Raw genomic sequence first — 22,036 nt, 5'->3', positions numbered from 1 at the left:
ACAGCGCTCATCCCAAACGCTTACGGAACCTCAATGAAGCGAGCAACACGCCTCCCAGGGTGAACGCCCCCAGCCAAAAGGCATCTTTAGCCAACATCAGGATATCGGCCTCACGCAGGACTATGGCGCGCACCATACGCATAAAGTGGGTCGCCGGCAGCGCTTCGGCAATCCACTGCGCCGCAATTGGCATAGCTTCGTAAGGAAACATAAAGCCTGACAACAAAATTGAGGGCAGCAGGATAAATACCGTCAGCTGCATCGCCTGCAATTGGGTCTTGGCAATGGTGCTGATCACCAGGCCCAGGCTCAGACTGGCAAAGATAAACAGCAAAGAGGCCAGCAACAAGCTGTCCAGACCTCCGCGCACCGGCACACCGAACAGGAAGTGGCCCACGCTGAGGATAATACTCACCTGAATAAGCCCCACCAGCACATAGGGGATGATTTTCCCCACCATCAGCTCCATGGGTTTGACCGGGGTGGTGATCAGAAACTCCATATTGCCCTGCTCTCTTTCCCTGACAATGGCGGCAGAGGTGAACATGATCATTGTCATGGTCAAAATCACCGCCAGCAAGCCGGGCACTATGTTAACCACAGTGCGCTGCTCCGGGTTGAAATACTGCACCACCTCAAAGCTTGGCACCCGGTTTTGGCTGCTGAAATCGGCCACTTCATCGAGCGGCATGCTTCTCAGGCTACGGATCGCGGCGGCGATAACCGTATCCGAGCCATCCACCAGCCACTGGGCCACGGGCCGGGTAAGCTGGCTGTCGCTTTGACGACGGTCGAAGGCTGGATGATTCACCAGACGGGCATTGAGATCCGCCGGCAAATAGAGCACGGCGCGCACTTCCCCCGAGGTGATGGCCGCCTCGGCCTGTTCGATAGAGGCGTATTTTGCCTTGAAGTCCACCACCTGGGTGGCCTTTACCGCCTGCACCAAGGCCCGGCTGTAGCTGCTGGCGGACATATCCACCAAGCCGGCAGGCAGATGCCTGGCATCGGTATTGATGGCGTAGCCGAACAGCAGCAGCTGCACCAGAGGGATCATCACTATCATGCCGAAGGTCATCCTATCCCGCGACAGCTGCCTGAGCTCCTTGAGCATGATCGCCAATATCCTAGCCCACATGTCGACCTCCGGTGCAGGATACAAACACATCTTCGAGACTGGGGCGCGCCATGGCGAGCTTGCGCCCATCGCAATAGGGGCTGAGAAAGGCGATGGGATCTGTGGCATCACGCCGCACCAACACCCTGAGCCGGGTGCCTACCTGAGCGGCAGAAACAACCTCAGGCAAGGCCACCAACTGTTGTTTGAGCGCCCTTAGCTGCTCACCGCTCACTTCCACCACGCTGGCGTCCATCTGCTGCATCAATTCGGCCGGGGAGCCATCGGCCCGCTTGGCGCCACGCTCAAGGATTGCCAATGCATGGCAGCGCTCCGCCTCGTCCATGTAATGAGTTGACACCAAAATAGTGGTCCCGGCGGCGCAGAGATCGAACAGCCGCTCCCAAAACTCGCGGCGGTTTTCCGGATCGACCGCCGAGGTGGGTTCATCGAGAAACAACAGCTCGGGGGAGTGCAGCGTGGCGCAGGCCAGTGCCAGACGCTGCTTCTGACCACCACTCATGGAGCCGGCCAACTGAGACTCCCTGCCCTCCAGGCTATACAGATGCAGCAGCTCTTCAATGCGCGCCTTGCCGCGGCGGCCGAACAGGCCATAAATACTGGCGACAAATCTAAGGTTCTCCAGCACAGACAGATTATCGTAGAGAGAGAACTTCTGGGTCATATAACCTATACGTTGCTTGAGCGCCTCTTCGTTACCGGCAAGCGGCTCTCCCAATACGGTCACCTCACCGGCATCCGGCAACAACAGGCCGGTAAGCAGCCGGATCGCAGTGGACTTGCCGCAACCGTTGGGGCCGAGAAAGCCGTAAATACTGCCACGGGGGATGGCAAGACTGAGATTATCCACCGCGGTCAACTCACCAAAGCGCCGGGTCAGTCCGTGAGCTTCAATGGCCAGGGGAGCTTCAATGGCCTTGGAAGAATCAATGGACAAGGTAGCTTGAATGGCCGAAGAAGCACCGGCATCAGCTGATTGAGTCATGGCAGTCGTACCTCCAGCGCCAGCCCTGAGGGCAGAGACTCGGCGCCCTCGACATCGATATCTGTCAGATACATCAATCTGGCACGATCGCGCTCATTGAGGGCATAAAACGGGGTAAAGGCTGGTTGGGAACGGATATTTCTGACTGTGCCTTTGAGCGGCTGCGCCACCCCATCGACCCAGACCTCCAGCTTGTCGCCGCGGGAAAGCTTACTGATGGCCGTTTGCGGCAGATAGACTCTGGCATAGGGTTTATCCAGTGCCAAAAGCGCGACAAGTTGAGTGCCCTGAGCCACTCGATCGCCCCTCTTCCAGGGCAATATGTCCACCTCTGATGCCAGCGGCGCCCTGAGACTGAGGTCGTCCAAGGCTTTCTCCTCGGCCTTGAGCGCCGCCGCTGCGGCTGCCACTCTGGCTTCGGCCTGAGCCAGTTGTTCGCTGCGGGTACCGTTTTCCAGTTGCAACCATTGTTCATTGGCCTGCTCGACCAAGGCCTTGGTGTGATCCCGCTCGGCGATGGCCGCATCCAGCTCCGCCTGCCCCACCACTTTGGCGGCAAACAGTTCGCGGGTGCGCTGATATCTGAGTCTGGCTTCGGTCGCGGCTGCCGTCGCCGCCTCTATGGCGGCTCTGGCCGCCCGCCGCTCTTCTACCCTGGCACCTTGTTGCAACTCATCGAACCTGGCGCCGGCCTCAGCCAATTCGGCGCGGCGCTGTGCCACTCTGGCTGCCGCGCTGCGGCTGTCCAATTGCAGCAACAACTGCCCCGCCTCGACCTTGTCACCCTCGGCCACATGGATATCGGCTATCAGCTCGGCAACGGGGGCTGAAAGCTGGATACGATCCCGCTCCAGAGTGCCCATGGCGCGGCTTTCGCCGCTGTCGCCACAAGCTTGCAACAGCAATAGTGTCGCTGTCAGTATCAGGGATATCTTGTTCATTGGGGTTCCTCACTGCCCGGGTTGGCGGCAATATCCTGGCGCAATAAGCCTTGATGCAGGACTTTGGCATTGTGCTCTGCCAGCTGTTTGAACCAGGTTTCGTTCAATTCGACGCCGAAGTCCCGCATCAGATGGGCCGGGGCGATCAGCGGAAACACCATCAGGCTGACAAAACTCAGCCGCGCCAAGGTAGGGTCCAGGTTGGGATTAAGGCCTTGATCTTGCCCAAGCTGGCGGATCCACAGCCTCGAGCGGCTGAGTATGTCACTGAACACGCTGGCAAGGGCATCGAAGGCTTCACTGCCTTCTCTGTGATTCAATACCTGGATGATAAGCCCGGGCAAGGCCGGGTTGGCAGCCATGGCGCGGTAATAGACCTGCATCAACTCAAATGGCCCGCCAAAACCTGGCTCAGGCCTTTTCTTGCTCGGATCAAGACTCATCTTGCTCCGCTCAGAACCTTTGTTGCTCGGCTCAGAACCTTTGTTGCTCGGCTCAGGGCTATTGTTACCAAGCTCAGGGCTGTTATTACCAAGCTCAGGGCTGTTTGCAAAGCCCTCAGAGGCAGATTGACGACTTTGCGCGGCATTATTGTAGTGTTTGAAGGCTTCCAGTACAGGGGCGATAGTGTCTCTGACCATGGCCTCAAACAGGCCTGCCTTGGAGCCGAAGTAATAACGGATCATCGCCGCATCCACTCCCGCCTTGCGCGCCAACTCTCGGGTGGAAACCCGCTCATACCCCTTCAGGGTAAAGCAACTGCGCGCGGCTTCTATCAAAGCATCCCGGGCCCCCGAATGGCCTTTAGGACGACCGGCTGTGGCTTTCATCCCCTGCTCCTCAAAAATTCCTCTTGTGATGAATATACTCAGTTTAGTGCTTATATGGCAGTGAGTTAATTCTTCATTCATGCCTATGTTGAGGAATTTAGTCGGCCCGGTTCGAAGGATATTTGCGCAAGCTTGCTCCGCTGTATTAGGGAATTCTTGCATTCCGGTCTGTAAGCCGACAAAGAGCACACATAGGACTTGTGCGCACCTTCCTTGGACTCCACCCTTTGCCTCGCCGCCGATTGCGCCAACTCCGTCACTCTTGACTCAATCGCCGGCAATCCCACCACAGTCAGTTCCGCCACTCTCTATTCAGTCTTTATCTGAGCAATTTGTTGTGATTGATACAGGGGTCCAATCAAGGCGGTTACATCTTTACACAAATCAAGTGAGAATCATTTGCATTTGTATTTGGGTGCGTGCTAATTTGTCGCCGCTGTCGTTAAGAAAAGGATGACAGCAAAAAAGGAATGGCCCAGGGAAAGGCCGAAGTAGTTCCTTATCCCTGGGTGACTTGTCATTGATGACTGACCTCATGTCAGTCGCAAAGGAGGCAAAAGTGACCCACCCCAGCATGGAGCCTGAACAGGCGAGCAATGACCCGAGCTATGATGCCGCCGGCCATCTGCCGTTCGCTCCCCACACTGAACTCTTTGGTATCGCACCCGAACACCACTACTCCCGCTTGATGCAACTGGGCATGGATACCTTGAAACACCGCCTTGAACGGCTGGATGGCCCCAGCAGTGGCATTCGCCCCGAAGAGCTGCAAAGCGCATTTTCCGATATCAATCTCAACCGCCCCCTCGGGGACATTAAGCAAGTTCTGGCCGAACTGGACAAGCTCTATCTCAGCCACGCCATCTATTTCCAACACCCGGATTATCTGGCCCACCTCAACTGCCCTGTGATGCTCACATCCTTGTTGGCCGAGCTGTTGAGTTCAGCCATCAATACTGCGGTGGAAACCTGGGATCAGAGCGCCGGCGGGACTCTGATTGAACAGAAGGTTATCGACTGGGCCTGCGAGCGCGTGGGATATCAGGGATTTGCTGACGGTGTCTTCACTACCGGCGGCACCCAGTCCAACCTGATGGCGCTGCTGCTTGCCAGGGAGTTAGCCGGCAGCCTTGAGCCGGGTCACAGAGGCAATGTTCTGGCCGGTCTGGCTACCAATGCTCACCGCTACCGCATTCTCTGCTCTGAATTCAGCCATTTCAGCATCCAAAAAGCGGCCGCACTTTTAGGGTTGGGACACGAGGCGGTAGTGAGTGTCGGTTGTGATGCCAATCGGCGCATGGATCCCAAGGCGCTGGCGGGCAAACTCAGGCAGCTCAAAGCGGCAGGACTGATCCCCATCGCCGTGGTCGCTACCGCTGGAACCACTGACTTTGGCACCATAGATCCCATAGCGCCCATCGCTGCCCTTTGCCGCGAGTTCGGCTGTTATTTGCATGTGGATGCAGCCTACGGCGGCGCCTTGTTGCTGTCACCTACCCAACGCCAACGCCTCGAAGGCATAGAGTTGGCCGACTCAGTTAGCCTGGATTTCCATAAGTCCTTCTTCCAGCCCGTGTGCTGCTCGGCGCTGTTGGTCAAGGACAAAGGCGTGCTCGGTTACCTCACCTACCATGCCGATTACCTCAACCCTGAATCCCAGGCCCAGGCCGGAGTACCGGATCTGGTCAACAAGAGCCTGCAGACCACCCGCAGGTTTGATGCCCTCAAGCTGTGGCTGAGCCTGAGAGCCGCCGGGCCGGATGCCATAGGCGAGATGTTCGACACCCTGATTGCCACCACAGCCGAGCTTTATAAAAGCTTTAGCCGTTTCCCCGAGTTGCAGACGGCGCAGCGCCCGTCGCTGACCACCCTGGTGTTTCGCTTCAACGACCCGGCACTCGGCAGCGCCGAACTGGATGAATGCAATCGCCATATCCGCACCCGTCTGGCCCGCGAAGGCCGCGCCATGATTGCAGCGACCAAGGTGGCCGGCAGCCAATATCTCAAGTTTACCCTGCTCAACCCTCACACCCGACTCGAGGATATCGAAGCCGTATTGACCGACATCTGCAAAATCGGTCGCGAGCAGGCCCGTCACTACAAGACCAGCGCGCTTTGCAGCGCCTGAGGAGGAACTGATGCAAACCAAAATTTACGATATCCTGGGTATAGGCATCGGCCCCTTTAACCTGAGCCTGGCGGCCCTGGCCGAGCCGCTTGACGGTCTTGAGTGCCTGTTTGTCGATGCCGGCGCCGGTTTCGACTGGCATCCCGGCATGTTGCTGGAATCGTCCAGATTGCAGACCCTGTTATGTCGGACCTGGTGACCATGGCCGATCCCACCAGCCGCTACAGCTATTTGAACTTCGCCAAACAGACAGGCCGACTCTACAGCTTTTATATTCGCGAAAGCTTCTTCCTGCCGCGGCAGGAATATAATCGCTACTGCCAATGGGTCTGCGCCGAGCTGAGTAACCTTAAATTCAATTTCAAGGTCACCCGGGTCAGTTTCGATGCCGAAACCGACACCTATCTGGTCAAGGGGCAGGACAGAGTCAGTGGCCAAGAGCTAAGCCTGCGCGCCCGCCACCTGGTGCTGGGAACCGGTACCCAACCCTGGATGCCCCACTTCTGCCCCGGCGCCGACAAGCGGGTACTGCACTCGGCCAACTATCTGCACCGTAAACAGGCGCTGCAGAGCCAAAATGACATCACCATAGTCGGCAGTGGCCAGAGCGCGGCAGAGATCTTCGAAGATCTGCTGCTGGATATCGACAAATACGGTTATCGCCTGCGCTGGCTCACCCGCTCACCAAGATTCTTCCCGCTTGAGTACACCAAGCTGACACTGGAGATGACCTCGCCAGAATATATCGACTATTTCCACGCCCTGCCCGAGGTGCAGCGCCGAGAGCTTATCGGCTCACAGAAGAGCCTCTATAAGGGGATCAACGCCGATCTGATCAACAGCATCTATGATCTGCTTTACCAAAAACGCCTGCACTGTGACTTTGATGTACAGCTGCTGACCAACACGGCACTGCAAAGCGTTCACAGCGACGGACAGCAACTGCTGCTGGGTTGCAAACATACGGAGCTTGAACAGGAGTTCGAACTGACCAGTTCGGCACTGGTGCTGGCCACGGGCTACTGCTACCGACTGCCGGACTTTCTCGAGCCGCTCCACTCGCAGCTGCTGTTCGATCAAAAGGGCGATCCCGATGTCCAGCGTCATTATCACATAGACAAGGCCGGGCGAATTTTTGTTCAGAACCTGGGGCTGCACACCCACGGGCTGTGTTCGCCGGATCTGGGAATGGGCTGCTATCGCAACGCCACCATATTGCGGCAGATCCTGGGCCAAGCACCGTACGAGATAGAGCAGCAAATTGCCTTCCAGAGCTTTGGTATTCCCAAGCAAGACGCCAGTGCACCCAAACACCGGCACAGCAGCAATCACGCATTGCAGCGGGAGGCCAGCTGATGACCTCTCAAACAGCAATCAATCCGGCTGCCGACACAGCCGGCTTCAGCGCCAGATACGGCTTTGCGCCGGGCAAGCGCCTCAAGATCAACGACTTTGATTTTTGCGCCTATCAGGAAAGCGAGCACTTTGACACCCTGAGCGACTGGCTCGGCCGCGACTATGCCGCCTTCTGGGGCATGCAATCCTTGACGCCCACCGAGCGCCGCGTTGAGCTCGCCCCCGCTGCAGATAAGTTTGGCCTGATGGCCTATCGCGGCGCTGAGCCTGTGCTCTATACCGAGCTGTACGATCCCCGCTTTGATAAAGTGGGCCAACACTTTGACTGCCAACACGGCGATTGCGGCATGCATTTGCTGCTGGCTCCTCCCACTAAGCCGCAGCGCGGTTTCAGCCGCCAGGCCATCACAGCTGTGGCGTCTCTGATACTGCAGCATCTGGGCTTTGCCCGCCTGGTGGTAGAGCCGGATATCAACAACCACAAGATACACCCGCTGAACCGTGCGGTAGGCATCTGTTACAGCCACGCCATTCAACTGGAAAACAAACAAGCCATGCTGGGTTTTTGCACCCTGCCTGGGTTCAGTGCCGCACTGGCAACAGGAGCCACACAATGACAGCATCCATTATCGAACAGCCCCGTCTCAGCCATCTGACGCCTGCCATCTGGAACCAGGCAAGCCGCCATCTGCTGGCGAAAATTCTCAGTGAATTCAGTCATGAAAAGCTAATAGCGCCAGAGCTGTTGTTGCCAGCAGAAGCAGAGCAAGAGGCCTGTTGGCAGCTCAAGCTGGATACCCGGGATGGTCAGCTCTGCTACCGCTTCAGCGGCCGCCGTTATCAGCTGGATCAGCTGCAGATAGCGCCGGACTCCATCGAGTGTTTCAAAGATGGCGAGCTGCAACAGCCGGACGCCATGCTGCTTATCATCGCCCTCAAGGAGAGGCTCGGCATAAGCGATACACTGCTGCCCACCTATCTTGAAGAGATCACCAGCACCCTCTACAGCAAGGCCTTCAAACTCCTTTGGCAGGCAAAGCCGGTGCAGGAGCTGGTGGATTGCGACTATCAACAGATAGAAGCGGCCATGACCGAAGGCCACCCTGTGTTTGTCGCCAACAATGGCCGCATAGGTTTTGATGTCGATGACTGGCGTGTCTTTACGCCGGAGAGCGGCCAACCGCTGCAACTCGAGTGGCTGGCGGTCAGCAGTGAACATACCAGCCTGGCGTTGATAGCTGGGCTCGACTATCGCCAACTGCTGCAAGAGGAGTTAGGCGATGCCTTGCTGCTCAGATTTGAGCAGAAAATACGGCAACAGGGCAAAAAACCGGACGATTATTTTCTGATGCCCGTTCATCCATGGCAGTGGCGCGAAAAGATCAGCCGCATATTTGCCGCCGATCTGGCCCGCGATCGCCTCATTTACCTGGGACAAGGCCATGATAAATATCAGGTGCAGCAATCCATCCGCACCTTCTTCAACCTCAGCCAACCCAAGCGCTGTTACGTGAAGACGGCGCTGTCGATTCTCAATATGGGCTTTATGCGGGGTTTATCGCCCTACTACATGAGCCGCACCCCGGAGATCAACGCCTTTGTCGCCGAGCTTATCGACAGCGACCCTTTCTTTGCCAAGCAAAGATTTGTGCTGCTCAGGGAAATCGCTGCCATAGGCTATCACCACAGGTATTATGAGCAGGCTCTGGAGAAAGACACCCCCTACAAGAAGATGCTCTCGGCACTGTGGCGTGAAAGCCCTTATGCTCTGAGCTTCCAGGGCGAGCCTTTGGTAAAACCCGGCCAGCAACTGATGACCCTGGCGGCGCTGCTGCACCAGGATAGCCAGCAGCAGAGCCTGCTGGCGGCGCTTATTAAAGCATCCCCCCTGAGCGCCCACGACTGGATGAGCCGGCTGCTGGATCTCTACCTTACCCCCTTGCTGCACGCCTTCTTTGCCTACGATCTGGTGTTTATGCCCCATGGCGAGAACCTTATTCTGGTGCTGGATGACAAGGTGCCTGTCACCATATTGATGAAGGACATAGGCGAAGAAGTCGCAATTCTCAACGGCAGTGCGCCGCTGCCGGGACGAGTGGCGCAACTGGCGGTCTCACTCGAAGAGGAGATGAAACTCAACTACATACTGCTGGATATTTTCGACTGTATCTTCCGCTTTATGGCGCCGCTGCTCGATAGCCACACCAGCCTGAGTGAACAGGGATTCTGGGCTCTGGTGGCTGGAAAGGTACGTGATTATCAGGCCTCCCACCCCCAGTTTGCCGATAAGTATCGCCGCTACGATCTGTTCCAGCCGACCTTTGTCCGTACCTGCCTGAACCGGATCCAACTCAATAACAACCAGCAGATGATAGATCTCGAAGACAGGGAGAAGAACCTGCGCTTTGCCGGCGATATCGACAATCCGCTGCACCCCTTTGCCGCCAGCCACAGCTTTGGCATTACATCAACCCAGACCGAGCGTCTTGCAGACCCGGCCTTATAACCCTTCCAGGAAGTAACAGGAAATGGATATTAATATGCAAACCCTTAATGGCTTCAAACCGACTCCCATCGCCCTTCTCTGCTCTGTGCTATTGAGCGCCCCGGCGTTCGCCGCCGACAAGAGTGAGGCCCATGAGAAAGAGATGGAGGTACTGACAATCGTCGGTGCCAAAGACAAAACCGCAAGCTACAAGGCGAGCGACATGAGCACGGCCACCGGCATGAAGCTGTCGTTTCTCGAAACGCCGCAGTCTGTCACAGCCGTCACCGCCAAGGCCATTGAAGATCAGCAGCTCAACTCTGTCATTGATGTCATGACCAGTGTCGCCGGGATCAACGCCCGCCCTTCGGACAACGACAGATACTCCATCAGCGCCCGCGGGATCTCGGTCAGCAGCATTCTCTATGATGGTGTGGCAACCACCTATGACACCCGTTTCAACTATGGCGACAACCTGATGGACAGCGCCCTTTACGAACGCATCGAAGTGGTACGCGGTGCCACCGGCTTGATGCTGGGTGCCGGTAGCCCTTCCGCCGCCATCAATTTGGTGCGAAAACGGCCCACTGCCGAGTTTCAAGGCAGCGTCAGCCTGAGCAGCGGCTCCTGGGATATGCTGCGCGGTGTGGTCGATCTCTCCGGTGGCCTCAATCAGGATGCCAGCATCCGTGGCCGGGTGGTGCTGGCCTATCAGGACAGGGAGAACTGGCAACACAGATATGAGCAGCAGCGGCAAACCCTGTATGGCATCCTGGAGGCTGATTTAGGAGCCAATACTCTGCTGACCCTGGGCAGTGATTTCCAGCATACCAGGCCGGAAGGCACCATGTCCGGCGGCTTGCCGCTGTTTGACAGTGACGGTAACCGCACCAATTACGACCGCCATGTATCCACCGCCCCCAGTTGGGCCTCCGCCAAGACAGATGCGCTCAACAGCTTTGTGACTCTGGAGCATCATTTCAGTTCAGACTGGACCCTTAAAGGCAGCTATATCTATGGCGACAACAGCCTGGAGTTTGATGTACTCTGGCCCATGAAAAATCCGGATCCCGTCACCAATGAAGGCATGGTCCCCGGCTCTTTGGCCTTTATCGACGGCAGTCGCACTCAGCACACCTTTGATCTCAAGCTGTCCGGCAACTTCAATGCCTTTGGCCGCAACCATCAACTGGTGGCCGGTGCCAATCAACAAAAACAGGATTTTGCCAACCCCTACTATGGCGCACTCGGCGCCAGGCCACCTTTGGGAGACTTCCGCCAACCCGGCTTTGATTACCCAAAGCCGCAATGGAGCGATAAGGTGCTCTACGGCTCCTGGGGTGAAACCAAGCAACAATCTGTCTATGTCGCTTCCCAACTTGAGCTGACCGATGCCCTGTCCATGGTACTCGGTGGCCGCCTGGATAACTGGGAGACTGATCAGGATAACTTTGGTGCCAAACACGACTATAAGGTCGATGGTGAGTTCACCGGCTACCTGGGACTGACCTATGCCCTGAGCGACGAATATGCCCTGTATGCCAACTACACGGACATTTTTACTCCGCAAAATAAGGTTCAGGCCGATGGCCGTTACCTGGACCCCATCAAGGGCAGCAACTATGAGGCCGGGATCAAGGCCAGCCTGTTCGATGAGGCGCTGGACTTGTCACTGGCCGCCTTTGAGATCCGTCAGGACAATGTTGGTGAGCGAACCGGCGAAAACCTGCCCAACAGCACTAATCCTATTTATCTCAGTGTCGACGGCACCAAGACCCGGGGTTTCGAGTTTGAGGTCAACGGCTCCATCAATGACAACTGGGATCTTTACTTGGGCTACACCCAGTTTGATACCGAAAACCCCCAAGGCCAAAAGATCAACACCACCAACCCGGAGCGGCAACTCAAGCTCTTTACCACTTATGAGTTCGATGGCTGGCTTCACGGATTGCAGCTGGGTGCCGGGGTCAACTGGCAGAGCCGCATCTATAGCCAAGTCTCAAAACCGGACGGAAAAAAGGTTGAAGTGGAACAAGGCAGCTACGCCCTGGTGAAGTTGATGGCGAGATACAAGTTCAATGAACAATTGAGCCTGAGGGCCAATCTGGATAACGCGCTCGACAAGAGTTATTACAGCCAGCTCGGCTTCTATGACCAATACCAGTACGGCGCGCCGCGTAACTTCAGCGTCACCCTGGACTACCGTTTCTGAGCCGCGTTATGCCGTGAAATTATCCATCATAAGGAGCGCCCCGCACTGCGGGGCGAATAACAAATATGTTGTGTGAAGCAAGGCGCCTGTTGGCGCTTGTCGTGTTTCTGAGCCTGGGGCTGACGGGCTGTTATGACCCTCAGCAAACCAAAGCCCAAACACCGCCGCAAGACGGTTATCCGGTTTGCATTACCACGGCCCACGGGACCAGCTGCATCGAGTCGCCGCCCAAGCGCGTGGTGACCCTGGGAGCCGGGGCCGAAGATTGGACCCTATCCTTAGGGGTTGTCCCCATCGCCATTGAACCCCATTACTGGGGCGGCGATGCAGAGGGTTATCTGCCCTGGTTTCGCCAGGCATTGGAAGCGCTAGAGCTGCCGCTGCCCGCCATCATCAGCAGTTACCCCGAGCTGGATGTGGAGCGATTATTGGCGTTGAAACCGGATCTTATTCTGGCGCCCCAGTCCGGTATCACCCGCGAAAGCTTTTTGCAGCTGAGCGCTTTGGCCCCCGTCATCGCCTATCCTGACAAACCCTGGCTGACACCGGTTAAGCAGCAGGTGGAACTGATAGCCAAGGCGCTCGGCAAAGAAGCGCAGGCCAAAGCACTTTTGAAACAGCAACAGGCCTATATCGCCCAAGTCGCCGCCGAAAATCCTCAGTTCAATAGCGTGCGCCTGGCCTATATCAATGCCGCCAGTCGAGTTGGCAATCTCTCGGTTTATGTCACAGGCGATCCCAGAGTGGATCTGCTGTTGGCGCTGGGGTTTGTATTGCCGCCACAACTTTTTGGGCTCAATGCCAGCCGAGGCCACTTCGCCGCCCACATAGGACTGGAGCACGCCGACATGCTGGACGATGCCGAGCTGCTGCTCAGCTGGTACAGCTCGGACAAGGCCAGAGCCGAGGTGGAAGCCATGGCGGTTATCCGTCGTCTGCCCGCCATGCGCCGCGGTCGGTATCTGGCAATAACCGACCCGGCGCTGGTGATGGCCAGCTCCTACGGCTCGCTGCTAAGCGTTAAATGGGCTATTCCCAAGCTGGTGCCGCAACTGCAACAAACCCTGGCAGGGCAACAAGAAAACCCTCGCCCAAACAGGCCATCAGACACACAAACTGGTGCAGATACAGGCGCCCATTCAGGTGCAGATACAGGCGCGCCATCGAATAAAAACGGGAGGCCGGGATGACACACCCAAAAACTTTTCTGCAACATGGAGCTACCCAGTCCCCGAGCCGTCTTGGACGTAACACCTTAGCCCTGCTTGGGCTGCTGACGATGCTGGCGCTGCTGGTATTGGCCAACCTGCTGTTTGGCGCCCGCACGCTACCGCTGGCTATGCTGGGCAAGCTCTGGCAACCGGCCGCAGACGATCATCTGTCGCTGGTGTTACAGGCAAGGCTGCCAAGATTGCTGTGCGGCATGTTGGCCGGCATGGCATTGGCAATGGCCGGTTGCGTGATCCAGGCACTGTGCCGCAATCCCTTGGCGGATCCCGGTCTGCTTGGCGTCAATGCCGGCGCCAGCGCCTCTCTGGTCACTCTGGGGCTATGGAGCGCAACAGCGGGTTTGAGTCTCTTCTGGCAGGCCTTGCCCGGGGCGCTGCTGGCCAGCGCCTTGGTGTATATGATGTCCAGGGCGCAGCAATCCCAGGGGCAATCCGCTGCGGTCAGGCTGATCCTGGCCGGCGCCGCCATCAGCGCCGTGCTCGGGGCCTATGTCCAGGCCAGAGTAATGCTGAACCCGCAGCTATTCGATGGTTTCAGGTATTGGATGGCGGGCTCCCTGTCCGGGCTGGGCTGGCCGGAGTTTCATGCGCTCTGGCCCTATCTGCTGCCCGCCGCGGCACTCTTGTGGCTGCTGGCGCCGGCGCTGAATCTGATGCTGCTGGATAATCATACCGCCAAGGCGCTCGGTGCCTCGCAGGGCTGGCAGGGGCAGCTCGCCTGGCTGGGTGCCACCTTGCTGTGCGCCGCAGCCACCGCCATTGTCGGCCCGCTGGCCTTTGTCGGCCTGGCCAGTGCCCATCTGGCCAGGCGTTATCTGACGCTCAATTTCCGCCTGCTATTACCGGGAGCCGCTTTGATAGGCGGCGCCATGGTGTTACTGGCAGATCTGTTGGCGCGGGTATTGATGCCGCCGGCCGAACTGCTGACCGGCATCATGGTCGCCCTGCTGGGAGCGCCGTTTCTGTACCTGATGGCCCGAGGCCAAAACCTCAAGGAGGCGTCATGAAACACACCCGTTTTCCCATCTTGCAATGGGGCCCGATAACCTTAAGAGCCCCCTCCACCGGCGCCATAAGGGCTGCCTTGCTGGCTGTACTTTTGCTTGTCGGTGCACTGCTACTTAGCCTGATGCTGGGACATCAGGGCCTGGCGCCGGTGAGCCTTGCCAAGGCCCTGTTTGCCGAAGCTTCCGACTATGAAAACTGGCTTTTGTGGCAATCACGCCTGCCAAGGGCCCTGTGCGCCCTCGGCGCCGGCATGGCGCTGGGACTCTCCGGCGCCGTGTTTCAAAGTCTGAGCCGTAACCCGCTGGGGAGCCCGGATATTCTCGGGGTCAATGCCGGCGCCAGTGCCGGCGCCGTCCTCTGGTTATTATGGCTGCCGGAACTGCCATTGCTGCCCGGCGCCCTCTTGGGCACTGGGGTTGTGCTCCTGCTGTTTTTCGCAGGACTCGGACGCCAATGGCAGTTTTCCCGCAATCTGGTGCTGATGGGCATCGCTATCAACGCCTTTGCCATCGCCCTGGTGCAGTTTGTACTGACACTGGTGCAAAGAGAGCAAGCGCAGCAGATGCTGGGGTATCTGTCCGGCAGTCTGGCACACCGCACCTGGGGTGATGTGCTGCTGATAACCTCAGTGTTACTGCTGGCGCTGCCCGCTCTGTTGCTGCTCTCCCGCCGTCTGTCACTGCTGAGCTTGGGCCAGGAACTGGCTCAGGCGCTTGGCAACCCGGTGCGCCAAAGCCAAACACTGGCGCTGCTGTTTGCCACCTTGCTGGCGCTGGGCGCCGTACTCTGCGCCGGCCCCGTGGCCTTCGTCGCCTTGGTGGCGCCACATCTGGCCCGCTTTGGCAATCGTCAACTGGCACTGCTGCGCTCGGCGCTGATAGGCGCGCTGTTGCTGCTAGGGGCCGACACCCTCACCTTATTGCTGCCGGGCAACCAAAGGCTGCCGGTGGGCGTATTGACCGCCCTCATCGGCGGCGTCTATCTGGCGCTGTTGTTGAGCCGCGAAATCCGGGGACAACCGCAACTGGCCAAGGGACTGAAAGGAGAAAGATCATGACCCAATACCCTGACTATGACATTGCCCTCAGTGGGCATGAGCTTTATCTCGAGTACGGCCAGCGGCCCATCATAAGCGCCATGAACCTGGCCATCCCCAAGGGTAAGCTGACGGTGATCCTTGGCCCCAATGGTTGTGGCAAGTCGACCCTGCTCAAGTGTTTGAGCCAGGTACTGCCGCCCACACGCGGCCAGGTCATCTTGGGTCACACCCCTTTGGCGCAGATGAGCAACAAGGCCAGAGCCAGGGAGCTGGCATTGCTGGTGCAAAAGCCGGAATTGCCGGAAGGAATAGATGTGCAGGAGCTGGTCAGTCGCGGCCGCTACCCTCATCAGAGCCTGTGGCACCAATGGTCAGAGCAAGATGAGCTGGCGGTTGCCCAAGCCCTGGCTGCCACAGGGTTAACGACACTGGCACAAAGGCCTGTGGCCGAGCTCTCGGGCGGCCAGCAACAGCGTGTCTGGCTGGCGATGGTGCTGGCGCAGCAAACCGACTTACTGCTGCTCGATGAACCCACCTCGTTTCTCGATATCCGCGCCCAGCTGGCAGTACTCGACTTTTGCCGAGCGTTGGTGGTTCAGGGGCGCACCTTGGTATTGGTGCTGCACGACATCAATCAGGCTCTGCGCTACGGCGATCACTTGCTGTTGATGCGTGATGGCAAGCTGATTGCCTGCGGCGCGCCCGAGTCACTGTTGACCGAGGCCCTGCTGGAACAGGTGTTCGATATCAATGCCAGCATAATCACAGATCCCGAGGCCAACTGCCCGATGATTATCCCCAGGCCCAGAGCACACCCCAGATCTGCCGGACACCATGACGGCGAGGATTCGACCAACACTGCCACCGGAGGACTGCCGTCATGGGAATGAGTATTGCCAGCGAGCTCAACCAACTACTGGCGCAAAAAGCCGCCTTCTATGGCGAGCACTTCAAGGCCATAGAGAGTCTGGAGCAGTTACCCCAAGAAGCCATCAGCTTGAACTCGGTCTTGAGCCAGGCACATTACCCGGCGCTGCTGCAGCAATTTGCCCTGAGTTATCAAGCCAAGGTGTCCACGACTTGTTCCACAAAGCCCGAGATCGACGCCCGGGCACTGCACTCCATGTGGAGTCAGTGGTTTTTCGGCCTGCAACTACCCCCCCTGCTGCTGTGGTTATTTGCCAGTCAGCCCGGCAGCGCACTTAACCGCGCCATAACATCAGCAGCTTGCAGTGACAACTGGTACCTTGAACCTTTTGATAACGGCCGGGCAGAAACTTTTTATCTGCTGCTTGATGCGGATGTCAGCCATCCGGCTCCTGCCGGGCAACTTGCCAGTTGGGAAAGCTTACTAGAGCGGTTGCTTATTCCGATTGTCGAGCGTCTGGCAGCGCTGGGGCCAGTGCCATCAAAGCTGCACTTCAGCCATCAAGCCTATATTGTGCATTGGTATCTGGGTGAGTTGTCACTGCCCGTCAGTTGGCGTAGGCAATTGATAAGAGAGATGTTCGAGCAAGCTGAGCTACAGCCACGTACCCATGTTACGCCGATTGCCCATCCGTTTTGGCGAAAGCTAAGGCTCAAGCAGCAGCAAAGCCCGCGTATCGCCTGTTGCCTGCGGCACAAGCTTCCCTGCACCCCAATGTGCGCCGATTGCCCGCTGGATAAGCACAGGCGCCGTAAGGGTGGCAGTTGCGGGGAAGATACCAGCAAGTCTTGTGTATGCTCTGCATAGATTGACAGACTAGGATACAAGGCGCCACTACTGGGAAATAGCGAATCCTATGTTAGAAACATCGTTAGAAATATCGTTAGAAACATTGCGATTTTTTCATGCCGAGACTCAAGCGGCTAATACACGAGAAAATTCTACTTTTGGCTGCTGTTATGTTTCGGGAGGACAAGCAAACCAGTCCTCCCCCCATTTACTGGGTCGGGCACGGAAGCGGCGGCGCCTAGGGATTTACCCGTTCAGATCCCACAGGACTCAGGATTTGACGACCAAAGCCATTTAAACCAGCCCGCTCACAAAAAACATTTTAATTCATAATATTACGCGCCTTCACTTTCTGAGGCTGTACTCTTTTTTGTACCTATTCCGATCAGAACATCACCTTAATTCGGCACTGACACTATCCACTAAATGGCTTAAATATCAGTAGGATGATACAAAGTATTACTGAGATAACACTTTAGTGGCATGGACAAAAAACATACAACAGATAGCATGATGTTTCACTTTGGTTAATCATAAGGATTTGATATGAATAATATAAGTGTAGCAATGGCATTGATTTCGGCTGTTGTGTTCTCTCAAACCACGTTAGCGAGCGACAATAGACTTTGCCTTACCAACGATACAGAGTTTGTAGCCAGTGGTTACTCCGTGCAGGATGGCATAGACGACCCAAACTTTGACCCAAGTATTGAGGTCCAGGTTACTTATTCAGGGAAGGTTTGCACATCATCGCCAAAAGAAGTGGATACCCTCTCAGTTCCGGTTCCAAACACTCCGATTGAAGGAGATAAAAGGACAATAGTGCAAACTCGTGGAGGGTGGGTATATACCTGGGAACAGCTCTATACCAGTAGTGGATGGCAGACTACTTTGTTTTCGCAACGCTATATTGGTAATGGCAATGGTAAACATGAAGCCCAACGTTAAGTAACAAATTCTGGGCCGTTCTAGGCCCAGTTTCTTACTTGTTTTCCCCTTCCTGAAAAAGATTGTCGGGCGAACAGGCATACCAAGTCTTATGACTTTGTTTAATGCCTTAACGCCAGCCAATGCTTCACCCACCTGTCCGTTATAATCACACAGGCTTAATTTGGCACTGATAAGTTGTTTATCGCGATACATGGCGCTCTCGGACAAGGAACGCAGATGGCAGTTATTCATCAACTTCCATAGCTTCAACTCTTCTGCCTTGAGTGCATCCACAGTCTTATTTCGAGGATGTCCTGGTTCCCTTTGTCGTCTTGGTTCCCCTTGTCTACTCTGTGCCGAACTCATTTTTAGCTCACTCCAGACTGCGAAAAATATAAAAAAACGCCCCGGTGATTTACAGCCTTACCGGGGCGTTTGGTTGGAGGGTTGCGGCCTGAGGCCGCTTTTACACTAAAGCAGCGCTGTTATTTCAAAGCACTGTTACTCAAAGGCTATTTGAAGAACAGCCATTCCAATCAGTGTCAGTCGAAGAAGCGTCGCCCTTCTACGGCCATGGTCTTGAGCAATTCACTCGGGGCGAATCTGTCGCCGAAGCGGCTCTGGAAGCGTTCCAGCTTGGCCAGCAACTGATCGGCGCCCATGGTGTCTATATAGTGGAAAGGCCCACCGAGGAATGGCGGGAAGCCAATGCCGAAGATGGCGCCAATATCCCCGTCGCGGGCAGAGGCTATGATGCCCTCTTCCAGACACCGCACCGCTTCATTGAGCATCTGCACCACACAGCGCTCTGCCAGGTTGGCATTTTCGGCGCCAACACCCGGCGCTATCCCCAGCACCTGATAAACACTCTTGTCCACTTCCTTCTTCTTGCCGGCTTTGGGACCGTAGAGATAGAAGCCCTTGGCGTTCTTGCGCCCCTTGCGGTCATCGGCGAGCAGCTTATCGAAGGCAGAGGGGGCAGCGAAACGCTCACCCAACTCTTTTTCGAGTATCGGCGAAATCTTGGCGCCCACATCAATACCCACTTCATCGAGCAGAGTGATAGGGCCGACCGGGAAACCAAACTTCACCAGCGCCTTATCCAGGCTCTCGACACTGTTGCCCTCAAGCAGCAGCTGCGCCGCTTCATTCATATAGAGCGCCAGAATACGGTTAACATAGAAACCGGCGCCATCTTTCACCACTATCGGCGTCTTGCCCTGTTTGCGGGCAAAGGCCACTGTGGTGGCTATCGTCTGGGGCGAGGTTTTATCGTGGGCAATCACTTCCACCAACGGCATCTTCTCTACCGGCGAGAAGTAATGCAGGCCGATGACGTTTTCCGGTCTGGCGGCGGCTTCGGCAATCTGACCTATGGGCAGCGACGAGGTGTTGGAAGCAAAAATAGTGTGTTCACCGCATTCGCGCTCGATATCCCGCACCATTTGATGCTTGAGATTGAGATCCTCAAATACCGCCTCGACCACTATGTCGGCATCCTTGACCCCAACATAGTCTGTAGTCGTCGTCATCAAGGCCATCTGCTTATCGCGCACCGCCGGGGTCATATGCCGACGCTTGACGCCCTTATCCAGCAACTTATAGGCATAGCCCAGCGCATTGCTGAGTCCCTGCTCACTGATATCCTTGACCCGCACCGGGATTTTGGCCTTGGTGGTGGTCACTGAGGCGATACCGCCGCCCATCAGGCCACCGCCGAGCACTACGGCCTTGTGAACCGGACTGGGCTCAGCACCTTCGGCGCCGGTTTCCTTTTTCATTTCTGTGGTGGCAAAGAAGATGGAGCGCAGCGCCGCCGACTCGGGCGTCATCACCAGCTCGCCGAAATGGCGCGCCTCTGTGGCCAAACCTGCCTCTATCCCCTGGCTCATCCCCACCCGCACACAGTCGATGATCTTGTCCGGCGCCGGATAGTTACCCTGGGTTTTTCTGGCAACCTGTTTACGGGCCTGATCAAAGATGATTTTCTGCCCAAAGCCGTTGCTTTCGAGCAGCTTGTTCATCATAGGTTGATTATTTTTGCCTTTACCGCGCTTGGCTTTGCCGGCCAATGCCAGTTCAACCGCCGCCTCCAGCAGAATCGACTTGGGCACCACATCGTCCACCAGCCCCATCTTAAGCGCCTGCTTGGGGCGAACCTGCTTACCGGTAAGCATCATATCCAGCGCTGTGGTGATCCCCACCAGGCGTGGCAGACGCTGGGTTCCACCACCGCCCGGCAGCAGACCGAGCTGAACTTCCGGCACCCCCAACATGGTTTTCTTGTCGTCACTGCACACCCGCAGATGACAAGCCAGTGCCAGCTCGAGGCCGCCACCGAGACAGGCGCCGTGAATGGCTGCGACTACAGGAATTTTCAGCCCTTCCAGTTCGGCAAACACCTTATGCCCCGAGCTCGACAGCTCGCGGGCATCGGCGGCGCTTTGACAGGCATCGAGCATGGAGATATCGGCGCCGGCCACGAAGGAGTCGGGCTTGCCTGAAATGATCACCAAGCCCTTGATACTGCTGTCTGTTTTGATTTCGCTCAGCAAGGCACTGATCTCAGGGCCGAATTCGGCCTTGAGGGTATTCATGCTTTCGCCGGGTACATCCATGGAAAGAATGGCAATGCCGTCGTCGCGGCGGCTGAGGCTAAAACTCTTGTTGCTGTTTTCCATCTGCAATTACTCCACTTCCACTATCATTGCCACACCCAGACCACCGGCCGCACAGGCGGTTGTCAGACCCGTACCGCCACCGCGGCGCTTCAGTTCATTACACACTTGAGTTATCAAGCGGGTACCCGTGGCCGCAAACGGATGGCCATAGGCCAGCGAGCCGCCGAGCACGTTGAACTTGATCATATCGATTTCACCAATGGCGCGGCTCTGACCGAGTTTTTCCTCGGCAAACTTCTTCGAGGCAAACATCTTCATATTGGCCAAAGTCTGGGCGGCAAAGGCTTCGTGCATCTCTATCAGGGTCAGATCTTCGAGCTGCATACCGGCGCGTTTCAGCGCCAGTGGCGTGGCGTAGGATGGCCCCATCAGCATGTCCTCCCAAACATCTATGGCGCTGAAAGCATAGCTCTTGATATAGCCAATGGGGGTGTAACCCAGTGCCTTGGCTCGGCCTTCACTCATCAGGATCACCGCAGAGGCGCCATCGGTCAACGGGGTACTGTTGGCGGCAGTGACACTGCCGTGCTTGCGGTCGAATACGGGTCTGAGTTTGGCGTAAGACTCAAGGGACGAGTTGTCGCGGATATTGTTGTCACGCTCGATAAAACTCTTGTAGGGCGGCACATGAGCCACCATGACTTCATCCTTGAGCTTGCCTTCATTCCAGCTCTGGCTCGCCAGGGTATGAGAGCGATGGGCCAGCGCGTCCTGATCGGCGCGGCTGATGCCGTGGCTCTTGGCCATCTGCTCGGCGGTTTGCCCCATGGACAGGCCGGTGGAATATTCGGCCACAGCAGGCGGCACAGGCAAGAGATCTTTAAACCCCAGACGGCGAACTATGTTCCACTTCTGTCCCAGGGTACGGGCCTTATTGAGATCGACCAAGGCATGGGCCAACTTGCGGGACACCCCGATAGGCAGCACAGAGGAGGAATCCGAGCCCCCGGCTATGCCTATTTCGATATTGCCCGTCATGATCGACTCGGCAATATTGACAGTGGACTGAAAACTGGTGGCACAGGCACGGGTAACACTATAGGCATCTGTGTGCAAATTCATGCCGGTACCCAGGACAATTTCACGGGCAATATTGGGCGCTGCCGGCATCTGTACAACCTGGCCGTAGACAAGCTGCTCAATCAGCTTGGGGTCCAATTCACTGCGACTGAGCAGCTCATTGACCACCATCTTGCCCATATCCAGCGCCGACACGCCGTGAAACGCCGTCGCCTGTTTGGCAAACGGGGTACGCAGACCGGCCACTATGGCAATCCGCTCGCCCCTGGCATTGGTTACCTGTTGTCTGTCACTCATTTGTCACCCTCTTATTAAGCAGCGCACGCCGAAAATGGCC

The 22,036-nt window shown here is 56.8% G+C and carries 16 protein-coding genes and 2 pseudogenes; 11 read left to right on the top strand and 7 right to left on the bottom strand.

Annotation, left to right across the window (positions count from 1 at the left end; translation table 11 throughout):
- Positions 1-7 precede the first annotated feature (7 nt).
- The 4 genes from CX650_RS01405 to CX650_RS01390 are packed head-to-tail and all read right to left on the bottom strand — an operon-like array spanning position 8 to position 3,894.
- Positions 8-1,138, bottom strand: a complete 1,131-nt coding sequence (locus CX650_RS01405; RefSeq protein ID WP_039032838.1) for an ABC transporter permease — start codon at positions 1,136-1,138, stop codon at positions 8-10.
- Entirely contained in the window at positions 1,128-2,123 is a 996-nt protein-coding gene (locus CX650_RS01400; RefSeq protein ID WP_101094824.1) for an ABC transporter ATP-binding protein, read from the bottom strand. Before CX650_RS01400 ends, CX650_RS01405 begins: the two co-directional genes overlap by 11 nt.
- A complete protein-coding gene (locus tag CX650_RS01395) occupies positions 2,120-3,064 on the bottom strand; it encodes an HlyD family secretion protein (RefSeq protein WP_101094823.1) in 945 nt (314 codons plus the stop codon). Before CX650_RS01395 ends, CX650_RS01400 begins: the two co-directional genes overlap by 4 nt.
- Complete coding sequence (locus tag CX650_RS01390; RefSeq protein WP_101094822.1) at positions 3,061-3,894, bottom strand: TetR/AcrR family transcriptional regulator; 834 nt, start codon at positions 3,892-3,894, stop codon at positions 3,061-3,063. Before CX650_RS01390 ends, CX650_RS01395 begins: the two co-directional genes overlap by 4 nt.
- A 559-nt stretch (positions 3,895-4,453) precedes the next feature.
- On the opposite strand from CX650_RS01390, the gene CX650_RS01385 reads away from it, so the two are divergent.
- From CX650_RS01385 to CX650_RS20115, 11 genes and pseudogenes are all read left to right on the top strand, one after another.
- A complete protein-coding gene (locus tag CX650_RS01385) occupies positions 4,454-6,022 on the top strand; it encodes a pyridoxal phosphate-dependent decarboxylase family protein (RefSeq protein ID WP_208622101.1) in 1,569 nt (522 codons plus the stop codon).
- A gap of 10 nt (positions 6,023-6,032) precedes the next feature.
- Positions 6,033-7,378 (top strand): annotated as a pseudogene (locus CX650_RS01380) (lysine N(6)-hydroxylase/L-ornithine N(5)-oxygenase family protein).
- Entirely contained in the window at positions 7,378-7,995 is a 618-nt protein-coding gene (locus CX650_RS01375) for a GNAT family N-acetyltransferase (protein ID WP_101094820.1), read from the top strand. The pseudogene CX650_RS01380 and the gene CX650_RS01375 overlap by 1 nt, the downstream one beginning before the upstream one ends.
- Complete coding sequence (locus tag CX650_RS01370) at positions 7,992-9,884, top strand: IucA/IucC family protein (protein WP_101094819.1); 1,893 nt, start codon at positions 7,992-7,994, stop codon at positions 9,882-9,884. Before CX650_RS01375 ends, CX650_RS01370 begins: the two co-directional genes overlap by 4 nt.
- 22 nt (positions 9,885-9,906) lie before the next feature.
- The gene (locus CX650_RS01365) at positions 9,907-12,075 is read left to right on the top strand and encodes a TonB-dependent siderophore receptor (RefSeq protein ID WP_101094818.1); all 2,169 of its coding nucleotides are present in this window, start codon (positions 9,907-9,909) and stop codon (positions 12,073-12,075) included.
- Positions 12,076-12,140: 65 nt separating this feature from the next.
- Positions 12,141-13,265 carry an iron-siderophore ABC transporter substrate-binding protein gene (locus CX650_RS01360; protein WP_101094817.1) on the top strand — a complete coding sequence of 375 codons (1,125 nt, stop codon included), beginning with the start codon at positions 12,141-12,143 and terminating at the stop codon, positions 13,263-13,265.
- A complete protein-coding gene (locus CX650_RS01355) occupies positions 13,262-14,311 on the top strand; it encodes a FecCD family ABC transporter permease (protein WP_101094816.1) in 1,050 nt (349 codons plus the stop codon). The genes CX650_RS01360 and CX650_RS01355 overlap by 4 nt, the downstream gene beginning before the upstream one ends.
- A complete protein-coding gene (locus tag CX650_RS01350) occupies positions 14,308-15,369 on the top strand; it encodes a FecCD family ABC transporter permease (RefSeq protein ID WP_101094815.1) in 1,062 nt (353 codons plus the stop codon). The genes CX650_RS01355 and CX650_RS01350 overlap by 4 nt, the downstream gene beginning before the upstream one ends.
- On the top strand, positions 15,366-16,241 hold the full coding sequence (locus CX650_RS01345; protein WP_101094814.1) for an ABC transporter ATP-binding protein: 876 nt from the start codon (positions 15,366-15,368) through the stop codon (positions 16,239-16,241). Before CX650_RS01350 ends, CX650_RS01345 begins: the two co-directional genes overlap by 4 nt.
- Positions 16,232-17,086 carry a siderophore-iron reductase FhuF gene (gene fhuF, locus CX650_RS01340; protein ID WP_101094813.1) on the top strand — a complete coding sequence of 285 codons (855 nt, stop codon included), beginning with the start codon at positions 16,232-16,234 and terminating at the stop codon, positions 17,084-17,086. Before CX650_RS01345 ends, fhuF begins: the two co-directional genes overlap by 10 nt.
- Before the next feature lie 528 nt (positions 17,087-17,614).
- Positions 17,615-18,016: a hypothetical protein gene (locus tag CX650_RS20115; RefSeq protein ID WP_167388619.1), complete on the top strand. Its 402-nt coding sequence runs from the start codon at positions 17,615-17,617 to the stop codon at positions 18,014-18,016.
- A 60-nt stretch (positions 18,017-18,076) separates the two neighbouring features.
- Here the strand turns inward: CX650_RS20115 and CX650_RS20285 are convergent.
- The 3 genes and pseudogenes from CX650_RS20285 to fadI all read right to left on the bottom strand — a co-directional run.
- Positions 18,077-18,319, bottom strand: a pseudogene (locus CX650_RS20285) (IS5/IS1182 family transposase); the annotation flags it as partial.
- Between the two features lie 221 nt (positions 18,320-18,540).
- Positions 18,541-20,679, bottom strand: coding sequence for a fatty acid oxidation complex subunit alpha FadJ (fadJ, locus tag CX650_RS01330; RefSeq protein WP_071475926.1), 2,139 nt, complete (start codon positions 20,677-20,679; stop codon positions 18,541-18,543).
- Between the two features lie 6 nt (positions 20,680-20,685).
- On the bottom strand, positions 20,686-21,996 hold the full coding sequence (fadI, locus tag CX650_RS01325) for an acetyl-CoA C-acyltransferase FadI (RefSeq protein ID WP_101094812.1): 1,311 nt from the start codon (positions 21,994-21,996) through the stop codon (positions 20,686-20,688).
- Between the last annotated feature and the right edge of the window lie 40 nt (positions 21,997-22,036).

This window comes from Shewanella indica, assembly GCF_002836975.1.
Taxonomy (GTDB): domain Bacteria; phylum Pseudomonadota; class Gammaproteobacteria; order Enterobacterales; family Shewanellaceae; genus Shewanella; species Shewanella indica.
Note: the sequence above shows the minus strand (reverse complement) of the source record. Positions and strands in the feature narration are given on the sequence as shown.

What these genes read in the sequence shown, in the direction of transcription:
- CX650_RS01375 (WP_101094820.1), top strand. Translation starts at nt 7,378, where the DNA reads ATGACCTCTCAAACAGCAATCAATCCGGCTGCCGACACAGCCGGCTTC.
- fadJ (WP_071475926.1), bottom strand. Translation starts at nt 20,679, where the DNA reads ATGGAAAACAGCAACAAGAGTTTTAGCCTCAGCCGCCGCGACGACGGC.
- CX650_RS01390 (WP_101094822.1), bottom strand. Translation starts at nt 3,894, where the DNA reads ATGAAAGCCACAGCCGGTCGTCCTAAAGGCCATTCGGGGGCCCGGGAT.
- CX650_RS01395 (WP_101094823.1), bottom strand. Translation starts at nt 3,064, where the DNA reads ATGAACAAGATATCCCTGATACTGACAGCGACACTATTGCTGTTGCAA.
- CX650_RS01370 (WP_101094819.1), top strand. Translation starts at nt 7,992, where the DNA reads ATGACAGCATCCATTATCGAACAGCCCCGTCTCAGCCATCTGACGCCT.
- CX650_RS20115 (WP_167388619.1), top strand. Translation starts at nt 17,615, where the DNA reads ATGAATAATATAAGTGTAGCAATGGCATTGATTTCGGCTGTTGTGTTC.
- CX650_RS01365 (WP_101094818.1), top strand. Translation starts at nt 9,907, where the DNA reads ATGGATATTAATATGCAAACCCTTAATGGCTTCAAACCGACTCCCATC.
- fhuF (WP_101094813.1), top strand. Translation starts at nt 16,232, where the DNA reads ATGGGAATGAGTATTGCCAGCGAGCTCAACCAACTACTGGCGCAAAAA.
- CX650_RS01355 (WP_101094816.1), top strand. Translation starts at nt 13,262, where the DNA reads ATGACACACCCAAAAACTTTTCTGCAACATGGAGCTACCCAGTCCCCG.
- CX650_RS01405 (WP_039032838.1), bottom strand. Translation starts at nt 1,138, where the DNA reads ATGTGGGCTAGGATATTGGCGATCATGCTCAAGGAGCTCAGGCAGCTG.
- CX650_RS01400 (WP_101094824.1), bottom strand. Translation starts at nt 2,123, where the DNA reads ATGACTCAATCAGCTGATGCCGGTGCTTCTTCGGCCATTCAAGCTACC.
- CX650_RS01345 (WP_101094814.1), top strand. Translation starts at nt 15,366, where the DNA reads ATGACCCAATACCCTGACTATGACATTGCCCTCAGTGGGCATGAGCTT.
- CX650_RS01350 (WP_101094815.1), top strand. Translation starts at nt 14,308, where the DNA reads ATGAAACACACCCGTTTTCCCATCTTGCAATGGGGCCCGATAACCTTA.
- fadI (WP_101094812.1), bottom strand. Translation starts at nt 21,996, where the DNA reads ATGAGTGACAGACAACAGGTAACCAATGCCAGGGGCGAGCGGATTGCC.
- CX650_RS01360 (WP_101094817.1), top strand. Translation starts at nt 12,141, where the DNA reads ATGTTGTGTGAAGCAAGGCGCCTGTTGGCGCTTGTCGTGTTTCTGAGC.